Annotated in this window: 18 protein-coding genes; 3 read left to right on the top strand and 15 right to left on the bottom strand. The window is 37.4% G+C overall.

All coding sequences use genetic code 11. The annotated features are described in order from the left end of the window. Nucleotides 1-10: 10 nt before the first annotated feature. The 5 genes from rplI to FJN11_RS00240 form a co-directional block, all read right to left on the bottom strand. Nucleotides 11-463 carry a 50S ribosomal protein L9 gene (gene rplI / locus FJN11_RS00260; protein ID WP_000864213.1) on the bottom strand — a complete coding sequence of 151 codons (453 nt, stop codon included), beginning with the start codon at nt 461-463 and terminating at the stop codon, nt 11-13. Next, a complete protein-coding gene (locus FJN11_RS00255) occupies nt 460-2,433 on the bottom strand; it encodes a DHH family phosphoesterase (protein ID WP_049552676.1) in 1,974 nt (657 codons plus the stop codon). Before FJN11_RS00255 ends, rplI begins: the two co-directional genes overlap by 4 nt. Before the next feature lie 135 nt (nt 2,434-2,568). Further along, on the bottom strand, nt 2,569-3,117 hold the full coding sequence (gene hpf, locus FJN11_RS00250) for a ribosome hibernation-promoting factor, HPF/YfiA family (RefSeq protein WP_004255322.1): 549 nt from the start codon (nt 3,115-3,117) through the stop codon (nt 2,569-2,571). Nucleotides 3,118-3,196: 79 nt separating this feature from the next. Further along, nucleotides 3,197-3,859, bottom strand: a complete 663-nt coding sequence (locus FJN11_RS00245; RefSeq protein ID WP_070842124.1) for a ComF family protein — start codon at nt 3,857-3,859, stop codon at nt 3,197-3,199. Beyond that, nucleotides 3,856-5,154, bottom strand: a complete 1,299-nt coding sequence (locus tag FJN11_RS00240; RefSeq protein WP_084862627.1) for an ATP-dependent helicase ComFA — start codon at nt 5,152-5,154, stop codon at nt 3,856-3,858. Before FJN11_RS00240 ends, FJN11_RS00245 begins: the two co-directional genes overlap by 4 nt. Nucleotides 5,155-5,210: 56 nt before the next feature. Between FJN11_RS00240 and FJN11_RS00235 the strand changes: the two genes are divergently transcribed. The 3 genes from FJN11_RS00235 (at nt 5,211) to cysK (ending at nt 7,328) form a co-directional block, all read left to right on the top strand. Beyond that, nucleotides 5,211-5,846 (top strand): YigZ family protein, encoded by a 636-nt coding sequence (locus tag FJN11_RS00235; RefSeq protein ID WP_140223799.1) that lies wholly within the window; start codon nt 5,211-5,213, stop codon nt 5,844-5,846. Between the two features lie 15 nt (nt 5,847-5,861). Then, nucleotides 5,862-6,305 (top strand): PH domain-containing protein, encoded by a 444-nt coding sequence (locus FJN11_RS00230; protein WP_000863906.1) that lies wholly within the window; start codon nt 5,862-5,864, stop codon nt 6,303-6,305. A 96-nt stretch (nt 6,306-6,401) separates the two neighbouring features. After that, nucleotides 6,402-7,328 (top strand): cysteine synthase A, encoded by a 927-nt coding sequence (gene cysK, locus FJN11_RS00225; RefSeq protein WP_140223798.1) that lies wholly within the window; start codon nt 6,402-6,404, stop codon nt 7,326-7,328. Nucleotides 7,329-7,451: 123 nt separating this feature from the next. Here cysK and tsf read toward each other — a convergent pair whose 3' ends face one another. The 10 genes from tsf to pgsA all read right to left on the bottom strand — a co-directional run bounded on the left by tsf (nt 7,452) and on the right by pgsA (nt 16,806). Beyond that, nucleotides 7,452-8,492, bottom strand: coding sequence for a translation elongation factor Ts (tsf, locus tag FJN11_RS00220; RefSeq protein ID WP_140223797.1), 1,041 nt, complete (start codon nt 8,490-8,492; stop codon nt 7,452-7,454). Between the two features lie 76 nt (nt 8,493-8,568). Beyond that, nucleotides 8,569-9,348 carry a 30S ribosomal protein S2 gene (rpsB, locus tag FJN11_RS00215; RefSeq protein WP_007556349.1) on the bottom strand — a complete coding sequence of 260 codons (780 nt, stop codon included), beginning with the start codon at nt 9,346-9,348 and terminating at the stop codon, nt 8,569-8,571. Nucleotides 9,349-9,704: 356 nt separating this feature from the next. Continuing rightward, nucleotides 9,705-10,916, bottom strand: coding sequence for an aminoacyltransferase (locus FJN11_RS00210; RefSeq protein WP_049552690.1), 1,212 nt, complete (start codon nt 10,914-10,916; stop codon nt 9,705-9,707). 206 nt (nt 10,917-11,122) lie between these two features. Continuing rightward, on the bottom strand, nt 11,123-12,361 hold the full coding sequence (gene pcsB, locus FJN11_RS00205) for a peptidoglycan hydrolase PcsB (RefSeq protein WP_140223796.1): 1,239 nt from the start codon (nt 12,359-12,361) through the stop codon (nt 11,123-11,125). A gap of 93 nt (nt 12,362-12,454) precedes the next feature. Continuing rightward, nucleotides 12,455-12,949, bottom strand: a complete 495-nt coding sequence (gene mreD, locus FJN11_RS00200) for a rod shape-determining protein MreD (protein WP_049552677.1) — start codon at nt 12,947-12,949, stop codon at nt 12,455-12,457. Next, nucleotides 12,949-13,767 carry a rod shape-determining protein MreC gene (mreC, locus tag FJN11_RS00195; protein ID WP_049552678.1) on the bottom strand — a complete coding sequence of 273 codons (819 nt, stop codon included), beginning with the start codon at nt 13,765-13,767 and terminating at the stop codon, nt 12,949-12,951. The genes mreD and mreC overlap by 1 nt, the downstream gene beginning before the upstream one ends. Nucleotides 13,768-13,825: 58 nt before the next feature. Continuing rightward, a complete protein-coding gene (locus FJN11_RS00190; protein ID WP_084930564.1) occupies nt 13,826-14,620 on the bottom strand; it encodes an energy-coupling factor transporter transmembrane component T family protein in 795 nt (264 codons plus the stop codon). Next, nucleotides 14,613-15,452, bottom strand: a complete 840-nt coding sequence (locus tag FJN11_RS00185) for an energy-coupling factor transporter ATPase (RefSeq protein WP_084862619.1) — start codon at nt 15,450-15,452, stop codon at nt 14,613-14,615. Before FJN11_RS00185 ends, FJN11_RS00190 begins: the two co-directional genes overlap by 8 nt. Further along, nucleotides 15,437-16,264, bottom strand: coding sequence for an energy-coupling factor ABC transporter ATP-binding protein (locus FJN11_RS00180; protein ID WP_061589681.1), 828 nt, complete (start codon nt 16,262-16,264; stop codon nt 15,437-15,439). The genes FJN11_RS00185 and FJN11_RS00180 overlap by 16 nt, the downstream gene beginning before the upstream one ends. Beyond that, complete coding sequence (gene pgsA / locus FJN11_RS00175) at nt 16,261-16,806, bottom strand: CDP-diacylglycerol--glycerol-3-phosphate 3-phosphatidyltransferase (protein WP_140223795.1); 546 nt, start codon at nt 16,804-16,806, stop codon at nt 16,261-16,263. Before pgsA ends, FJN11_RS00180 begins: the two co-directional genes overlap by 4 nt. Nucleotides 16,807-16,810: the final 4 nt, after the last annotated feature.

Genomic DNA, 16,810 nt, shown 5'->3' with positions numbered 1-16,810 from the left:
AAGTGTAAATTTACCCTTCTTTCACACGAAGATTGATTACACTTGTAATATCTTGATAGATTTTCACTGGTACATCAATCAAACCAACTGCTCGAATCGGAGCTTGTACTTGGATATGACGTTTATCAATCTTAATTCCAAATTGCTTTTGCAATTCTTCTGCAATTTTCTTATTGGTAATGGAACCAAAGGTACGACCATCTGGACCAACTTTTTCAACAAATTCTACAATAGTTTCCTCTGCTTCTAGTTGGGCTTTAATTGCTTTTGCTTCTGCAATCATCTCAGCGTGAGCTTTCTCTTCTGATTTTTGTTTACCACGAAGTTCACCTACAGCTTGAGCAGTTGCTTCTTTTGCTAAATTCTTTTTGATAAGAAAGTTTTGTGCATACCCTGTTGGTACTTCCTTAATTTCGCCTTTTTTACCTTTTCCTTTAACATCTGCTAAAAAGATTACTTTCATTCTTCTTTCTCCTTTTCCTTTATTTCATTTAATACAATTTCTGTCAGTTTTTCACCTGCTTCTGACAAGGTTACATCTTTAATTTGAGCTGCTGCCAAATTAAAGTGGCCTCCACCTCCCAGCTCTTCCATAATCCGTTGTACATTCAGCTTACTACGACTGCGAGCTGAGATAGAGATAAATCCTTGTGTATTCTTCGCAAGAACAAAACTCGCTTCAATACCTGACATAGCTAACATGGCATCTGCTGCCTTACTAATAACAACTGTATCATAACATTTCGAGTCCTTAGCCTCTGCTATTAGTACATCTGAACCTAATTTACGCCCCTGTAAAATCAGTTCATTGACCTCACGATATTCTTCAAAATCTGTCGCAGCAATTTCTTGGATAGCAATACTATCACTTCCTCTCGTTCTGAGATAGCTAGCAACATCAAATGTCCGACTAGTCACTCGTGAGGTGAAATTTTTAGTATCCAACATCATACCAGCCATTAAAACACTTGCTTGCATACGACTCAAACGATTTTTCTTAGAATTCTGGAACTGAATCAATTCCGTTACCAACTCACTGGCACTACTTGCACCACTTTCGATATAAGTAATAACCGCATTATCTGGAAAATCCTGATCCCTTCTGTGGTGGTCGATGACGATGGTTTGGGTAAATAAATCATAAAAATCTTTTGATAAAGTTAAAGCTGTCTTTGAATGGTCTACAAGAATCAACAAAGAACGATTGGTCACCATCCCCATTGCGTCCTTAACAGACAACAACTTTGTAACTCCTTCTTTTTCTAAGAATGAAACAGCTCGTTCAATATCCGGCGACATTTGTTCTTCGTCATAAATAGCATAACTATTTTCAGTCACATTACTGGCAAACAAGTGCATACCTACAGCAGAGCCAAGAGCATCCATATCTAGATTTTTGTGACCAACTACAAAAACCTGATCCACACTTCGAATCTTATCTGAAATAGCTGTCATCATAGCACGCGTACGAGTCCGTGTACGTTTGATTGAGGCAGCAGATCCACCACCAAAATAAACGGGATTTTTCGTTTCGTCATTCTCCTTAACAACCACTTGGTCGCCACCACGCACTTCAGCCAAGTTCAAGTTGAGCAATGCAACTTTCCCTATCTCATCATGATTTCCATCACCATAAGAAAATCCCATACTTAAGGTCAAAGGCAGCTGTCTCTGTTTCGCCTCTTCTCTGAATGCATCAATAACAGAAAATTTATCATTCATCAAGCCCTCAAGCACCGTGTAGTCCGTAAACAGATAAAAACGATCCATACTTACTCGACGGGAGAACATGGCATGCTTCCCAGCAAATTCTGAAACAAAATTGGCTACAAAACTGTTAATATGACTAATGTCAGACTCCGATGTCGCATCTTCTAAATCGTCATAGTTATCAACGGAAACAATTCCAATAACCGGACGACTCGTCACTAACTCAACAGTCGCTTCGTATTCTCCAGACACATCAAAGAAGTAAAGAACACCAGATATCTTGTCCATATGAACCGAATAGCGAGTCTCACCCAAGGTGGCATAAGAACCTGGATTCCCCACAGACGCCTTTATAATTGTTTGAATTAATGCAACATCAATCTCCCCCACTTCATTAGTCAAAATCAATTCAGCGTAAGGATTGAACCATTCAACTTCACCTGACGATAAGTCTAGTTTAATAACTCCGACAGGCATCTGTTCTAACAAAGTTGTCAAACTATCTTCAGCTTGGTGGTTTACATACTGGATTTGTTCTACTTCACTCTTTGAGTAGTAATCTCTCTGATGGATGAATAGTAAAATATATGAACCCAAAATAAGTAGCAAAAGAAATAGCGTTACCAGTGTATTCGTTACAAAAACAAGTTGCACAGATAGCACTCCGAACGCCACTATTCCTAATATTAAGGGGAAAATAGGACTTACATAAAATTTTTTCATTCCAAACCTCTTGGCACCCATTATACCATAATAACCACCAAAAAGCGACTTTTTAAAAGTGTAATCAGTAATTCTATCAATTATAAGAAAAAGGAGGTTTACAATTTAGTAAACCTTCCTTTACACATATTGAAATTAAGATTCTTTAACTTCTAACAAGCCAATCTCGCCATCTTCACGACGATAAATCACATTGGTTGTCTGATCTTCAACATCCACATAGATAAAGAAATCATGTCCCAACAAATCCATCTGTAGAATAGCTTCTTCCAAATCCATTGGTTTTAAATCAATTTGTTTTGAACGAACAACTCTTGATTGGACAACATTTGTATCTTCCACCAAAGCATCTGTAAATAATTGACTAGTTGCTACCTTATTTTTATTTTTACGCTCGATTTTTGTTTTATTTTTACGAATCTGACGTTCAATTTTATCGGTTACAAGGTCAATTGAACCATACATATCTTGAGACACATCTTCTGCACGAAGAGTAATTGAGCCAAGCGGAATCGTCACCTCCACTTTAGCCGTTTTTTCACGATACACCTTCAAGTTAACTCGAGCATCCAACTCTTGTTCAGCTTGAAAATACTTTTCGATCTTTTCGAGTTTAGAAACTACATAATCACGAATTGCTTCTGTTACTTCTAGGTTTTCACCACGGATACTATACTTAATCATATGAGTACCTTCTTTCTAAACATTTTTGTTTTTCTGATTTCATTATAACGCTTTCATTTTATTTTTGCAAATTTTTTCCTCATCTTACAAGGGAAAATGTTTTTACATCCTCAGCACCAGCTTCTTCCAACAGTTTCTTCACACGATTTATAGTTGTTCCAGTAGTATAGATATCATCTATAAGTAGGATTTTTTTAGGAATAGTGACTCCACTTTTGACAAAGAAGGGAAGTTCTGTTGCCAAGCGTTCTGAACGATTTTTGGAAGAACTAGCTCGCTCTTCTCTCTTCTCTAGTAAGTCTTGAAAAGAGAACCCTGCTGCTTCAACTAAGCCTTCAACCTGGTTAAATCCCCTCTCGAGCAATCTTTCCGGACTTAGGGGAATTACAACAAATTGATACTCTTTGTACTTTTTTAACTCCTCACTTAAAACTGAAGCAAAGACTTTTCTTAAAAGGAAGTCTCCATCAAACTTATACCGACTGAAAAAATCCTTCATAGCTTGATTGTAAATAAAAATCGCTCTATGACTGACTTCAACTCCTTCTTTACACCAAAATTGACAATCTTGACACTTTGTTGACAATCCTGTTTTCATACAGTTTGGACAGTTCTCTTCTCCAATCCTATCAAAAGTAGAATCACAATCTAAACAAAGACAGGAGGCATCATTCTTCAGAAGTAAAAGACTACTGAAAGTTAAAACAGCCTTCATAGTCTGCCCACATAATAAACACTTCATAGACCCGCCTCCTTATTCATCTGTTGAATTTCCTTAATTGCCTTTTTGATTGAAGCATTTAACCCGTCATGGAAGAAAAGCAAATCTCCTGTCGGTCTATCCATGCTTCGTCCAACTCGTCCACCAATCTGAATCAAACTAGATTTGGTAAACAGACGATGGTTGGCTTCTACTACAAAAACATCCACACAAGGGAAGGTAACTCCACGCTCCAAGATTGTCGTACTGATAAGTATTGTCAGTTCTCCATCTCGAAAAGCTTGCACCTGCTCTAATCGATCTTCCGTAACTGAAGACACAAAACCAATTTTCTCATGCGAAAATTCCTTCTGTAAGACTTCTTTTAATTGCTCCCCTTTCTTAATTTCTGCAGCAAAAATGAGTAACGGATAACCTGTCTTTCTCTGTTTCTCAATATAAAACTTTAACTTTGGTGATAAACGATTCTTATCCAAATAGCGATTAAAATCGGATAACCAGACAGGTTTAGGAATAATCAAAGGATTTCCATGAAACCGTCTAGGCAAACTCAATCGTTTTAATTCTCCGATGCGAACCTTCCTATCTAACTCATCGGTAGAAGTTGCTGTTAAAAAGATTCTCAAGCCATTCTCCTTTACACTATTCTTGACAGCATGGTAAAGCGTAGGGTTGTCAACATAAGGAAAAGCATCTACTTCATCCACTATTAGCAAATCAAAAGCATGATAAAATTTTAACAGCTGATGAGTCGTTGCAACAACTAGTGGTGTTCGAAAATATGGTTCTGATTCTCCATGTAGGAGGGCTATCTCGCAAGAAAAATCCTTTTGCAGGCGCTTGTACAGCTCCAAACACACATCGATTCTAGGGCTGGCCAAACAAACTGCACCACCTTCATCAATCACTTTGGCCACAACTTGGTAAATCATTTCTGTCTTTCCAGCTCCTGTTACAGCGTGAACCAAGGTTGGTTCCTGCTTATCTACCGCTTGAATCAATCCCTTTGACACCTTCTCTTGAAAAGGAGTTAATTGACCACGCCATTTAAGAACATCTTGCTTCGGAAAATCCTCCTGTGGGAAATAGTATAAAGCTTGATCACTCCTAATTCGCTTCATAATTAAGCACTCCCGACAATAGTAAGCACCGATGGGCAAATACCATTCATCTAAAATAGCACTATCACAACGTTGACAGAAAAGTTTCCCTTTCTCCTTTCTCATTGCTGGAAGTTTCTCCGCCAACTGACGTTCCTCTTCTGTTAATTCATTCTCCGTAAACAACCGACCGAGATAGTTTGGATTTACTTTCATACTTCTTTATTCGTAAAAACCTAGCGCTTTAGATGATTTTTTAGTACAATTAAATCATGGAATTTAGAACAATTAAAGAGGACGGACAAGTCCTAGAAGAAATCAAAAAATCCCGCTTTATCTGTCATGCCAAGCGTGTTTATAGCGAAGAAGAGGCTCGTGACTTCATTACTGCCATCAAAAAAGAACACTACAAAGCTACGCATAACTGCTCTGCCTTCATTATTGGGGAACATAGTGAAATCAAACGGACAAGTGATGATGGTGAACCCAGTGGTACTGCTGGCGTTCCCATGCTTGGGGTACTAGAAAATCACAATCTTACTAATGTCTGTGTAGTAGTGACACGCTACTTTGGAGGCATTAAGCTAGGCGCTGGAGGATTGATTCGTGCTTACGCCGGCAGTGTTGCCTTAGCTGTCAAAGAAATTGGCATCATTGAAATAAAGGAACAAGCTGGCATTGCTATTCAAATGTCTTACGCTCAGTACCAAGAGTACAGTAACTTCCTTAAGGAACATGATCTCATGGAACTTGAGACAAACTTTACAGATCAAGTCAATACGATGATTTATGTTGATAAAGAAGAAAAAGAAAATATTAAAGCTGCACTGGTAGAGTTTTTTAATGGAAAAGTCACTTTAACTGATCAAGGTTTACGAGAAGTTGAAGTTCCTGTAAACTTAGTGTAAACAAAGGAGAAAAATATGGCATTTGGTAAATTCATTCAAGGACTCGCTGGTAACTTTAGCGAGCAAAACAAAGAAACTCTTATCAAAGAATATGGACAATATCTACTAGAAAATGAAGAAATTCAAAGTGGATATAAACTGATTCGTGACTCAATTATATTTACAAATATACGTATTATCTTTACAGACAAACAAGGTGCTACCGGTCGTAAGATGTCTATTAAATCAATCTTTTTGATGAACATTGTTAACGTTGAAATGGAAACTGCTGGAGCAGGTATAGATGATAGTGAAATTACTATTACTTATTTAGAAAATGTCTTTCTAAAAGCACATAATGAGCATTTTAATGCTCATAAATTTGAATTCCCTAAGAAAACGGATATCATTCCACTTTACACCTATTTATTAGAATTAGCTTATCACAATCGCTTGAAAATTAACGGCTTAGACCTTTGATATAAAAAAATCCTATCACTTCGATAGGATTTCTATATTTTACAAATGGTATAGATAGCGTTATACTAGAAATATCTTATACAAAGAGGTATTCATATGTCTATTTATAACAACATTACTGAATTAATCGGTCAAACTCCGATTGTTAAACTCAACAACATCGTGCCAGAAGGGGCTGCTGACGTCTATGTAAAGCTTGAAGCATTCAACCCTGGTTCTTCTGTAAAAGATCGTATTGCTCTTAGCATGATTGAAAAAGCTGAACAAGACGGTATTCTGAAACCAGGTTCTACAATTGTTGAAGCAACAAGTGGAAACACTGGTATTGGACTTTCATGGGTAGGTGCTGCTAAAGGGTATAAAGTCGTCATCGTTATGCCTGAAACTATGAGTGTAGAACGACGTAAGATTATCCAAGCTTATGGTGCTGAACTCGTCCTAACTCCTGGTAGTGAGGGAATGAAAGGCGCTATTGCTAAAGCTCAAGAAATCGTTGCTGAACGTGATGGTTTCCTTCCTCTTCAATTTGACAATCCAGCTAATCCAGGAGTACACGAAAGAACAACAGGAGCTGAAATACTAGCTACTTTCGGTAAAGATGGACTAGATGCCTTTGTTGCTGGAGTAGGTACTGGTGGAACGATTTCTGGTGTTTCTCATGCACTCAAGTCAGCAAATTCAAACATTCAAGTTTATGCAGTGGAAGCTGATGAATCTGCTATTCTATCTGGTGAAAAACCTGGTCCTCACAAAATTCAAGGTATATCAGCTGGATTTATTCCTGATACACTGGATACAAAGGCTTATGATGGTATCGTTCGTGTAACGTCAGACGATGCTCTAGCACTCGGCCGTGAAATTGGTGGAAAAGAAGGATTCCTTGTAGGGATTTCTTCAGCTGCAGCTATCTACGGAGCCATCGAGGTTGCCAAGAAATTAGGTACAGGTAAGAAAGTCCTTGCTCTAGCACCAGATAACGGCGAACGTTATTTGTCTACAGCACTCTATGAATTTGAAGTGTAGTCTCCTAAATACACTTAGCCCTTATTATAGGGCTTTTTATTTATACCTTAAAAAAATAGGAATATCTCCCTATAAAGATCGACTGCATAGAAAAAAGGAAGCAATTTGGCTTCCTTTTTATTATTAGTTATTCAAGGCTGCTGCCATTGTAGCTGCAACTTCAGCTTCGAAGTCATTTGCAGCTTTTTCGATACCTTCACCAACTTCAAAGCGAGCGAACTCAACTACTGAAGCGTTAACTGATTCAAGATATGCTTCAACTGTCTTGCTGTCATCCATGATGTATACTTGTGCAAGAAGTGTGTAAGCTTGGTCAACTTTAGTGTTGTCAAGCATGAAGCGATCCATTTTACCTGGGATGATTTTGTCCCGGATTTTTTCTGGTTTACCTTCTGCAGCCAATTCAGCTTTGATGTCAGCTTCAGCTTGGGCAATCACTTCATCAGTCAATTGAGCTTTTGATCCATACTTCAAGTGTGGAAGAGCTGGTTTGTTAACCATTGCACGACTTTCGTTGTCTTGGTCGATAACGTGGTTCAATTGTGCCAACTCATCTTTAACGAATTGCTCATCCAATTCTTTATAAGAAAGAACTGTTGGTTTCATCGCTGCGATGTGCATTGACAATTGTTTAGCAAGTGCTTCGTCTCCACCTTCAACAACTGAAATAACACCGATACGTCCACCGTTATGTTGGTATGCTCCAAAGTGTTGTGCGTCTGTTTTTTCAATCAAAGCAAAGCGACGGAATGAGATTTTTTCTCCGATAGTTGCTGTTGCAGATACGTATGCAGCTTCAAGAGTTTCACCTGAAGGCATTGCCAAAGCAAGAGCTTCTTCATTGTTAGCAGGTTTTCCTTCAGCAATAACTTTAGCTGTAGTATTTACCAGTTCAACGAATTGAGCATTTTTTGCAACGAAGTCAGTTTCAGCGTTTACTTCAATAACTGCCGCAACATTACCGTTAACATAAACACCAGTCAAACCTTCTGCAGCAACACGGTCAGCTTTCTTAGCTGCCTTAGCCATACCTTTTTCACGAAGCAATTCAATCGCTTTTTCGATGTCACCGTCTGTTTCTACAAGCGCTTTTTTAGCGTCCATAACACCGGCACCAGATTTTTCACGCAACTCTTTTACAAGTTTAGCTGTAATTTCTGCCATTTTGATTCTCCTATATTTTTTAAAAATAGGAGAGCCGGGCTAAGCCCCGCCCTCCTAGGTAATACTATTATATAAATTAAGCGTTGTCGCCTTCTACAACTTCAACGATTTCTTCGATTGAATCTGCTTGAGCTTCTGAAGCTGCAAACTCTGCTTCAACCGCTACTGCATCTTCACCTTGACGTCCTTCGATGATAGCGTCAGCCAATTTAGCTGTAATCAATTTAACAGCGCGGATAGCGTCATCGTTAGCTGGGATGATTACATCGATATCATCTGGATCAGTATTTGTGTCAACCATCGCTACAACTGGGATTCCCAATTTTTTAGCTTCTTTAACAGCGATTTGCTCTTTATGTGGGTCAACTACGTACATCACATCTGGGATACGAGGCATATCTTCGATACCACCCAAGAATTTTTCAAGACGTGCACGTTGTTTGTTAAGAAGTGCAACTTCTTTCTTAGGAAGAACTTCAAAAGTTCCATCTTCTTCCATACGTTTGATTTCTTTCAAACGAGCGATACGTTTTTGGATTGTTCCCCAGTTTGTAAGAGTTCCACCCAACCAACGGTGGTTGATGAAGTATTGACCTGAACGTACTGCTTCTTCAGCAACTGCATCAGCTGCTTGTTTCTTAGTACCAACGAACAATACAACTGCATCGTTAGCTGCTGCATCACGCATGAAATCGTATGCTTGGTCTGCGTATTTTACAGTTTGTTGCAAGTCAATAACGTGGATTCCGTTACGCTCAGTGAAGATGTACTTAGCCATCTTAGGGTTCCAGCGACGAGTTTGGTGACCAAAGTGTACACCAGCCTCAAGAAGTTGTTTCATTGAAATTACTGCCATGAGTATTTCTCCTTTTTGTTTTTTTCCTCTTCTTGACTTCAACTCGCAAAACGACCCAAGGGCAACTGTTTCACAATTCATCAAGAATGAGTATTATCGTTCACACGACAAGTTTCATTCTACCATACTTTTTCAATATTTTCAAGCTATTTTAGTAGATTTTTAAAGTAGATAATTTCTGCCAACTTCTCAAAGTAACTTCCACTTGGAAGTCCAAAGTGGAAATTAGTTTGGGAATTTAGCATTAAATTACTAATAAAAACTCTAAATTTAAAGCATCCCAACATATACTGCTGGGATGCTCTAATAGCTAAATTTTTTAAAATTTAATATAGTGGCAAAATCATTAGTTTATTTTATCTACTTCGAAGTTTCTTACGAATTTTATAAGCTAGATTAAACAAAAAATATAATGAACTAGTTGGATAATTAAACTCACCAGCAAATTCCTCGATAGTAGGATTAAACTTGGATTTAAAGTTAATTAACCCACCCTCTAAATTGTTTTCAATTCCACCCATATTATGAGTCTCAGCCCCTCGTTCAAAAGAATGTTGAGCTGTCTCAAACCATGTAGGAATAGCAGGTTGATAGTGTTTAAATTCTTCATTCATTCCAGCATATAAGTTCTCAGAAGTTTTCCCAAATTCGATAGTTAAAGTACCAGACAATGGGACAACACTGTCCCCTCTTTCAATATGACTCTTAAGAAAAGAAATTTCTTCCTCTAATCGTTTTCTCTCTTGCTGATTCTCTTTTATTTTACCTTCTTTCGTTTTATCTGTAAACTTCTGCGCTGTTTTTAGATTCTTTTCGAATTGTTGCTCAACTTCTTTCAGTCTATTAGGTAGATCTAAATAGCTCAGTGTGATAAAGGAGTGATCAGGATAAGTATCCAGTAACTTCTGATAATAATCTTTGCCTCGTAAACTGATATTCTTGCGAGACTCTGTTTTCTTCATTAAAAATGAAAATTCATCTAATAAATCAAGTCCACCAAATTTTACTTCTAATCCTTTATTTCTTGCAGTTCGGATGGCCTGTCTAGTAGACTTAGAAAGTTGATCCAGTGAGAAATTTTCTTTATGAATATTAGCTTGAAAACGTGGTTGTATATTTTCTGCCATATCCTTTGTTAAGCCTGTCCAATAAACTTTATTTTTTTTCAGTTCTTCGACAATTGCTAAAGTCATAGAATTTTGGACAGTTTCTTGATCAATAAGACCTCTACTGATAAATAAACTTGGGTCAAATTTAACCATTATTGCATGGCTTTTTTTAGCAAGTTTTTTCAACGTTAAAAGAACAAATTTCAGAAGTTCTTTATCTTCATAGTCAATTACTGGACCTCGTGGAATATAAAACATAGAAAGTCCTAATGGTAGCGGCTGAATTAAGATATTTGCTACTCCAACTAATTGATTATCTTTATAAAAGCCAACTCTCTCGTTCCCCCAAGTATCCTTTATCTTGGACCAATCACTACTCTGTAATAAATTTCCTTGAGGATGATTTTCTAAAAATAAATCCCACTCTTTAGCATCAACATTTATTTTATACCTAAACATAACTTCAACACCGACTCCCTTAGAAACCATTTTTTATTAACATGCTACACTCGTGCTAAATCTCTACATTTCATTTTACTTTAATTAAATAATTATAAAAATAGAAAATAAGTTCAAGTAATTATATAATGAAATTAATTTTTCCAGCACTATACAAAGGGTGAGATTAATAAGATCTCACCCTTTGTATAGTAATAATCAGTATATTAGTTTGGATAAATGTATCTTACAGTACCTCTTGATGCTGTCGGATTAAACCATCCACGATAATTTCCGATTGGTTGAGTTCCACTTCCATCATAGTTACACTCAGAAACTTGAATACGAGTTGATGATTCAACTGCTGTAACAACTGCTACGTGACCGTATCCTCCATCATCCCAACATGCAATCGCGCCAACTTGTGGTGTAGAACCTGTACGGAAACCTGCAGCTGCTGCACTTGCAGCCCATTGACCGCCATTACCCCAGTAATCACCAGCCCATGGTGCTAAAGTTTTTACTCCCCATGTACATTGACCTACAGGATAGCTTGATGCATTTGTACTGTATGTCGGATGTTGTTTCACTGGTGCAGTAGTATAGCTTGTTGATTCCGCTGAAGCACTACTTGAAGATGATTCAGACGAACTAGATGACGAAGAAGTAGTTGATACTGCTTGAACTTCTGCTGTAAAAGTTGTATTCCCAGAAGCAACGACTTTTTGTTGTTGACTTGCTTGTTTTGCTTTATAAGTTGCTTCTGCTTCTGCAGCTGCTTTAGCTTCTGCTTCTGCTGCAGCTTTTTTCTCAAGTAAACTTGCTTTTTCATCCTCTGCAGTAGCCTTTTCAGCAGCAAGATTCAATTCTGCAGCTTTCAACTCAGCTTGTTTTGTAGTTAATGATTGAGCATCATCAGCTAGTTTTTGCTGATTTGCAATAACTGTATTAATTGCATCATTATTTGCTACTTGTTTTTCAGAAATAGCTTTTTTATCTGCTTTTTGTTGTTCCAACATTTTGTTGTTTGCAGATACGATTTCACTCATTGCAGCAACACGTGAAATAGCTTCTGTAATTGATTTTGAGTTTACAATTGTATTAATGTAATTTGTTGCAGCTCCATTTGTTTGAGCACTACGAGCTTGTTTTTGTAATGAATCATTGCGAGATACAATATTCTTAGAAAGTTCTGTAATTTCACCCTCAAGCTTTTTAGATTCTTCTTGTAGTCTATCATTTTCAGATTGCAAGTTTGATTGCTCTGTTTGAATAGCAGATACTTGCTCCTGAACTTGATCAACTTGTTTTTGGGCTTCTTGTTGTTGTGCTGTTAAGTTGCTAATTTTATTATCTTGAGCAGCAATTTTGTCATCAGTAGTTTCTGCATGCGCAGTTGTTAAAACAGCTGCTTGAGAAACCATTACTGTACTTAGTAAAAGTGACGCTAAGATTTTTTTCTTCATATTTCGTAGATACTCCTTCTTTTAAAGACATTACTAGTATACCAAAAAAAGGCCTAATGAATATTACGCCTTTGTTACATTTTTATTTCTTTCTTATAGGTAAAATTTTTCAAAAATAAACTGAAAAGTAATCATCCATATAAGGTTCAAAATCATTGATGGTACTAAACTATAGACTATAAACAAAGACATACTATCCACAGTTAAACCTACCACTATTGCAAGTATATAAGCTCCCATCTCAAATAGAAAAGTCATGACAATAATTGCCAGCATTCTCGTCCAACGATTCAATAAAATAACACTATTAAATTTATGGAGAAATACCCCCAACAAGACGAACAACAGAGTCGCAATTCCTATCAAGTGGAAAAAGTAAATGTCATAAACCAAACCCACTACAAAACAATAGGCTAAATAGAGATACTCTGATACTTCAATCGTCTCAAATAAGAGAAACAAAAATAGAAAATGACTGGCCAACTGCACGTGGGGAAATAATGAGCCAAAAAGCTGGCTAATATGGGCATCAATTAGAACAAAGAAAGGAAGCAATAAAAACACTCCAACCCGCTTCAGCTGTCTCATTATGAATTCCCCACTAATTCTATCACATTCACATTATGAGTATCTGCACTCAATTTAACAGCTACTTCTCGTGTCAAATAGTCCGTACTATGCGTTGTAGCAACCACTTCACCAACAGGAATATCAGCAACATTAAAGTTTCCTAATCCACCAGTGGTCACCTTATCTCCTGCACTAATATCGCCACTACTATTTAATTGGCTAATTTTAAGAACTTCATTTTCTTTATCATAGCCAACAATAATTCCATAAATTGTAGTAGAACCATGCTGAATTTTAACAGAAATCTTATCAGCATTTTCCGTATTTGTCAAAAGGTTGACCATAGTAGAGTTGTCCTCCACTTTTGAAACACTCCCAATCAAACCACCATTTGCAATGGCTAACATATTCTCAGAAGCCCCTTTTGATTTGCCTGCATCCAGGGTCAATTCCTGCTTCCAAGATACCGGAGAACGCATAATAACATCTGCTGCCAAAGTCTTTGTGGCTTGCAACTTGGACTTCATATCAAGCAATTGGCGCAGTTGTTCATTTTCGGTCTTTAAACTTTCCGCCTCATTTGATTTAACTTCTAATTGATAAATCTGTTTCTTCAAACTTTCATTTTCATTATATGTTCGTGTCAAATGAGCCAAATCTGATTTGACAGAATCAAACCACTGAAAAGGTTTTTGTACAACTCTATCAACCAATGAGATTCCATCTCCTAATTTTGTCACAATTGTACTTGAATAAGTCGTCGCTAAGAGAGCTGACACAAGCAGAACAATGACAAAAACAATAATGACATATTTTGATTTTTTAAAACGGTTCATATCCCTACCTTTATATCAAAAACTGTTACAGTAATTTTTTATGAATTCCTGAAAGCTACTAAGATTTTAAGAAAAATAAGCAACAACCAAGTACGAGAATAACAAGAATGGTCAGCGTATCCTTTCTAGTCCACTTCAATTGTCGGTATTGACTTCTGCCTTTTCCCCCCTGATAACCACGCGCTTCCATAGCGATAGCCAAGGAATCTGCACGTTTTAAACTTGTCGCAAAAAGAGGAATCAAAATGGGAATCATAGCCTTCACCTTTTGAACAATGCTTCCTTCACCAAAATCCACTCCACGCGCTTTCTGTGCATTCATAATCCGCGTCGTATCATCCATTAAGGTCGGAACAAAACGCAAACTCATAGATAGCATTAAGCCAATTTCATGAACTGGAACTTTCACACGCTTTAAAGGTGCTAATAAAGCTTCAACAGCTGATGCCAAACTTAAAGGCATGGTCGTTAAAGTTAACAAAGTTGAAAAGAAAATAATCAATACAAAGCGACAAAAAATAATTCCAGCTTGTTGCAAAGCATAATCTGTGATTCTCACAAATGAAAACTCAAATAAAACATTCCCATTAGAAATGAAAAACAGTTGAAAAATAGTTGTGAAGGCAATCAAGAAAAACATAGACTTCAAGCCCTGAATAAAAAATGAAAGAGATACTCCTGACAAGGCAATAAATATCCCTGTCGCTATAAAAAGAATTAGATTCGTCAAGGGATTATTAGCCCAAAAAACGATTAAAATCAGTAGCATCATAGCAAGCAATTTGCTACGTGGATCCAATCGGTGAACAATCGAATCCCCTGGGATATAACGCCCCAAAATCATACTATCCATTTAGCGACTCCTTGAACTCCTCTATCTTAATCGGTAATCGTTTAAATGACACGCCTCTATCAGCCAATCGTTTACAAAAAGCTGTAATTTTAGGTACTCCCAACTGAACTTCTTCCATAAAAACAACATCTTGAAAGACATCACTAGGTTTACCAAACTTAACTAAACGTCCCTTTTCCATCACATATACCTGGTTCGCATATTCAGCAACATCATCCATCAAATGTGTTACTAAGACAATGGTCATCCCTGACTGGTGGAGTTTTTTGAACAAATTCATCAGCTCTTTTCTTCCCAGGGGATCTAGGCCTGCTGTGGGTTCATCTAAGACTAATATGGCTGGTTCCATGGCAAGTATGCCTGCAATGGCCACACGTCTCATTTGTCCACCTGATAGCTCAAACGGACTACGATTAAAAAGTGATTCATCAATTCCAACCAAAGCCAGTTTCTCATGCGCAATCTGCTCCGCATCTTCTTCAGAAACTCCAAAATTTTGCGGTCCAAAAGCAACATCCTTCAAAACCGTTTCTTCAAAGATCTGATTTTCAGCAAACTGAAATACCAAGCCAACCTGTTTTCTAATTTGACGAATGTCTTTATTTTTAGAAGTCGATGTGATTAAGGTATCAAAAACCCGCACACTCCCTTGGCTTGGCACCAATAAACCATTTAAAAGTTGTAAAATAGTTGATTTGCCGCTACCTGTGTGCCCAATTAAAGCCGTATAAGAACCATCTTCAATCGTCAAGGAAACATCCGACAAAGCTGTTGAAGCTAAGGGAGTCCCTTCTTGATACGTAAAACTCACATTTTCTAGAGCAATTCCCATAGTTTATCCTCTAGCTCACTTTCTGTCAAATAATTTTCAGGCAAATCATAGCCATTCTGGCTCAAAGAATGTTTTAATTGATTGGAAAAAGGATCGTCTAATCCAATTTGATCTAAATCATTTCGAGAGAAAAGTTCTCTTGGGCTACTAGTTGATTCAATTTCCCCTTTTTTCAGGACCAATACACGGTCACTCATGGCGACTTCTTCCAAATCATGTGTAATGGAAATGACCGTCATATCATAGTCTTTTCGAATTTCTTTTACTGTCTCAATCAGTTCTCTACGCCCCTCAGGATCCAACATACTCGTTGCCTCATCTAGGATTAAAATAGCTGGTCTTAGGGCTACAACACCTGCAATAGCCACACGTTGCTTTTGGCCACCTGATAGACGCGCTGGCTCTCTCTTTTTAAAGTCCAACATGCCAACCAAATCCAGAGCTTCTTCCACTCTCTTTTTCATTTCTTGACGAGAAAGTCCCTGATTTTCCAAACCAAAGGCAACATCATCCTCAACAGTCGCTCCAACAAATTGATTGTCTGGATTTTGAAAAACCATACCGATTTGACGACGTATATTCCAAACATTTTCCTCAGTCAAACGTTGACCATCAATTACAATCTCTCCAGATTCCGCTTCCAATAAGCCATCAATTAACCGGACAGTAGTTGATTTACCACTACCGTTATGCCCTACAATCGAAAGCCATTCTCCACGTTTCACGTGAAACGTAATATCTTTCACATCATAGTATTCCTGACTTTCCTTATAGCGAAAAGAAAGATTTTTTACATCAATTATTGATTTCATTTCGAACCAAATGTCCCTTTAAATACATAGGCACTACCCTTGAAATAATCATAGCCAGAGTAGATAGTGAAAAACAAGGCTACATAAAGCAAAACTTGACCAAGCAAAGTCCAATGTAATAGCAAGAAAATAATGGCAAACATCTGACTAAAAGTTTTAATTTTTCCAGGCATTGCTGCTGCTAAAACTGTTCCACCAGTTTCAACCAATAAAAGCCTTAAACCTGTCACAGCTAACTCACGACAAATAATCACTGCAACAATCCAAGCTGGAGCCATACCTAACTCAATCAGCATAATAAAAGCTGACATAACTAGTAGCTTATCCGCCATGGGATCTGCAAATTTACCAAAATTACTGACCACATTCCATTTACGAGCTAAATATCCATCTAAATAGTCGGTAATACTGGCAACAGCAAAGATAATAGCTGCCACTAGATGACTCTCTATCGAATTTCCTATCGTTAAAATTAAGATAAAAATAGGTATAAAGAGAATTCGACCTATTGTTAAGAGATTTGGAATTTGTTCTTTTTTCATTTGT

Origin of the sequence: Streptococcus symci (assembly GCF_006385165.1) — a bacterium.
GTDB lineage: Bacteria > Bacillota > Bacilli > Lactobacillales > Streptococcaceae > Streptococcus > Streptococcus symci.
This window is presented reverse-complemented; position numbering and strand designations above follow the sequence as displayed.

What these genes read in the sequence shown, in the direction of transcription:
- rplI (WP_000864213.1), bottom strand. Translation starts at nt 463, where the DNA reads ATGAAAGTAATCTTTTTAGCAGATGTTAAAGGAAAAGGTAAAAAAGGC.
- FJN11_RS00255 (WP_049552676.1), bottom strand. Translation starts at nt 2,433, where the DNA reads ATGAAAAAATTTTATGTAAGTCCTATTTTCCCCTTAATATTAGGAATA.
- hpf (WP_004255322.1), bottom strand. Translation starts at nt 3,117, where the DNA reads ATGATTAAGTATAGTATCCGTGGTGAAAACCTAGAAGTAACAGAAGCA.
- FJN11_RS00245 (WP_070842124.1), bottom strand. Translation starts at nt 3,859, where the DNA reads ATGAAGTGTTTATTATGTGGGCAGACTATGAAGGCTGTTTTAACTTTC.
- FJN11_RS00240 (WP_084862627.1), bottom strand. Translation starts at nt 5,154, where the DNA reads ATGAAAGTAAATCCAAACTATCTCGGTCGGTTGTTTACGGAGAATGAA.
- FJN11_RS00235 (WP_140223799.1), top strand. Translation starts at nt 5,211, where the DNA reads ATGGAATTTAGAACAATTAAAGAGGACGGACAAGTCCTAGAAGAAATC.
- FJN11_RS00230 (WP_000863906.1), top strand. Translation starts at nt 5,862, where the DNA reads ATGGCATTTGGTAAATTCATTCAAGGACTCGCTGGTAACTTTAGCGAG.
- cysK (WP_140223798.1), top strand. Translation starts at nt 6,402, where the DNA reads ATGTCTATTTATAACAACATTACTGAATTAATCGGTCAAACTCCGATT.
- tsf (WP_140223797.1), bottom strand. Translation starts at nt 8,492, where the DNA reads ATGGCAGAAATTACAGCTAAACTTGTAAAAGAGTTGCGTGAAAAATCT.
- rpsB (WP_007556349.1), bottom strand. Translation starts at nt 9,348, where the DNA reads ATGGCAGTAATTTCAATGAAACAACTTCTTGAGGCTGGTGTACACTTT.
- FJN11_RS00210 (WP_049552690.1), bottom strand. Translation starts at nt 10,916, where the DNA reads ATGTTTAGGTATAAAATAAATGTTGATGCTAAAGAGTGGGATTTATTT.
- pcsB (WP_140223796.1), bottom strand. Translation starts at nt 12,361, where the DNA reads ATGAAGAAAAAAATCTTAGCGTCACTTTTACTAAGTACAGTAATGGTT.
- mreD (WP_049552677.1), bottom strand. Translation starts at nt 12,949, where the DNA reads ATGAGACAGCTGAAGCGGGTTGGAGTGTTTTTATTGCTTCCTTTCTTT.
- mreC (WP_049552678.1), bottom strand. Translation starts at nt 13,767, where the DNA reads ATGAACCGTTTTAAAAAATCAAAATATGTCATTATTGTTTTTGTCATT.
- FJN11_RS00190 (WP_084930564.1), bottom strand. Translation starts at nt 14,620, where the DNA reads ATGGATAGTATGATTTTGGGGCGTTATATCCCAGGGGATTCGATTGTT.
- FJN11_RS00185 (WP_084862619.1), bottom strand. Translation starts at nt 15,452, where the DNA reads ATGGGAATTGCTCTAGAAAATGTGAGTTTTACGTATCAAGAAGGGACT.
- FJN11_RS00180 (WP_061589681.1), bottom strand. Translation starts at nt 16,264, where the DNA reads ATGAAATCAATAATTGATGTAAAAAATCTTTCTTTTCGCTATAAGGAA.
- pgsA (WP_140223795.1), bottom strand. Translation starts at nt 16,806, where the DNA reads ATGAAAAAAGAACAAATTCCAAATCTCTTAACAATAGGTCGAATTCTC.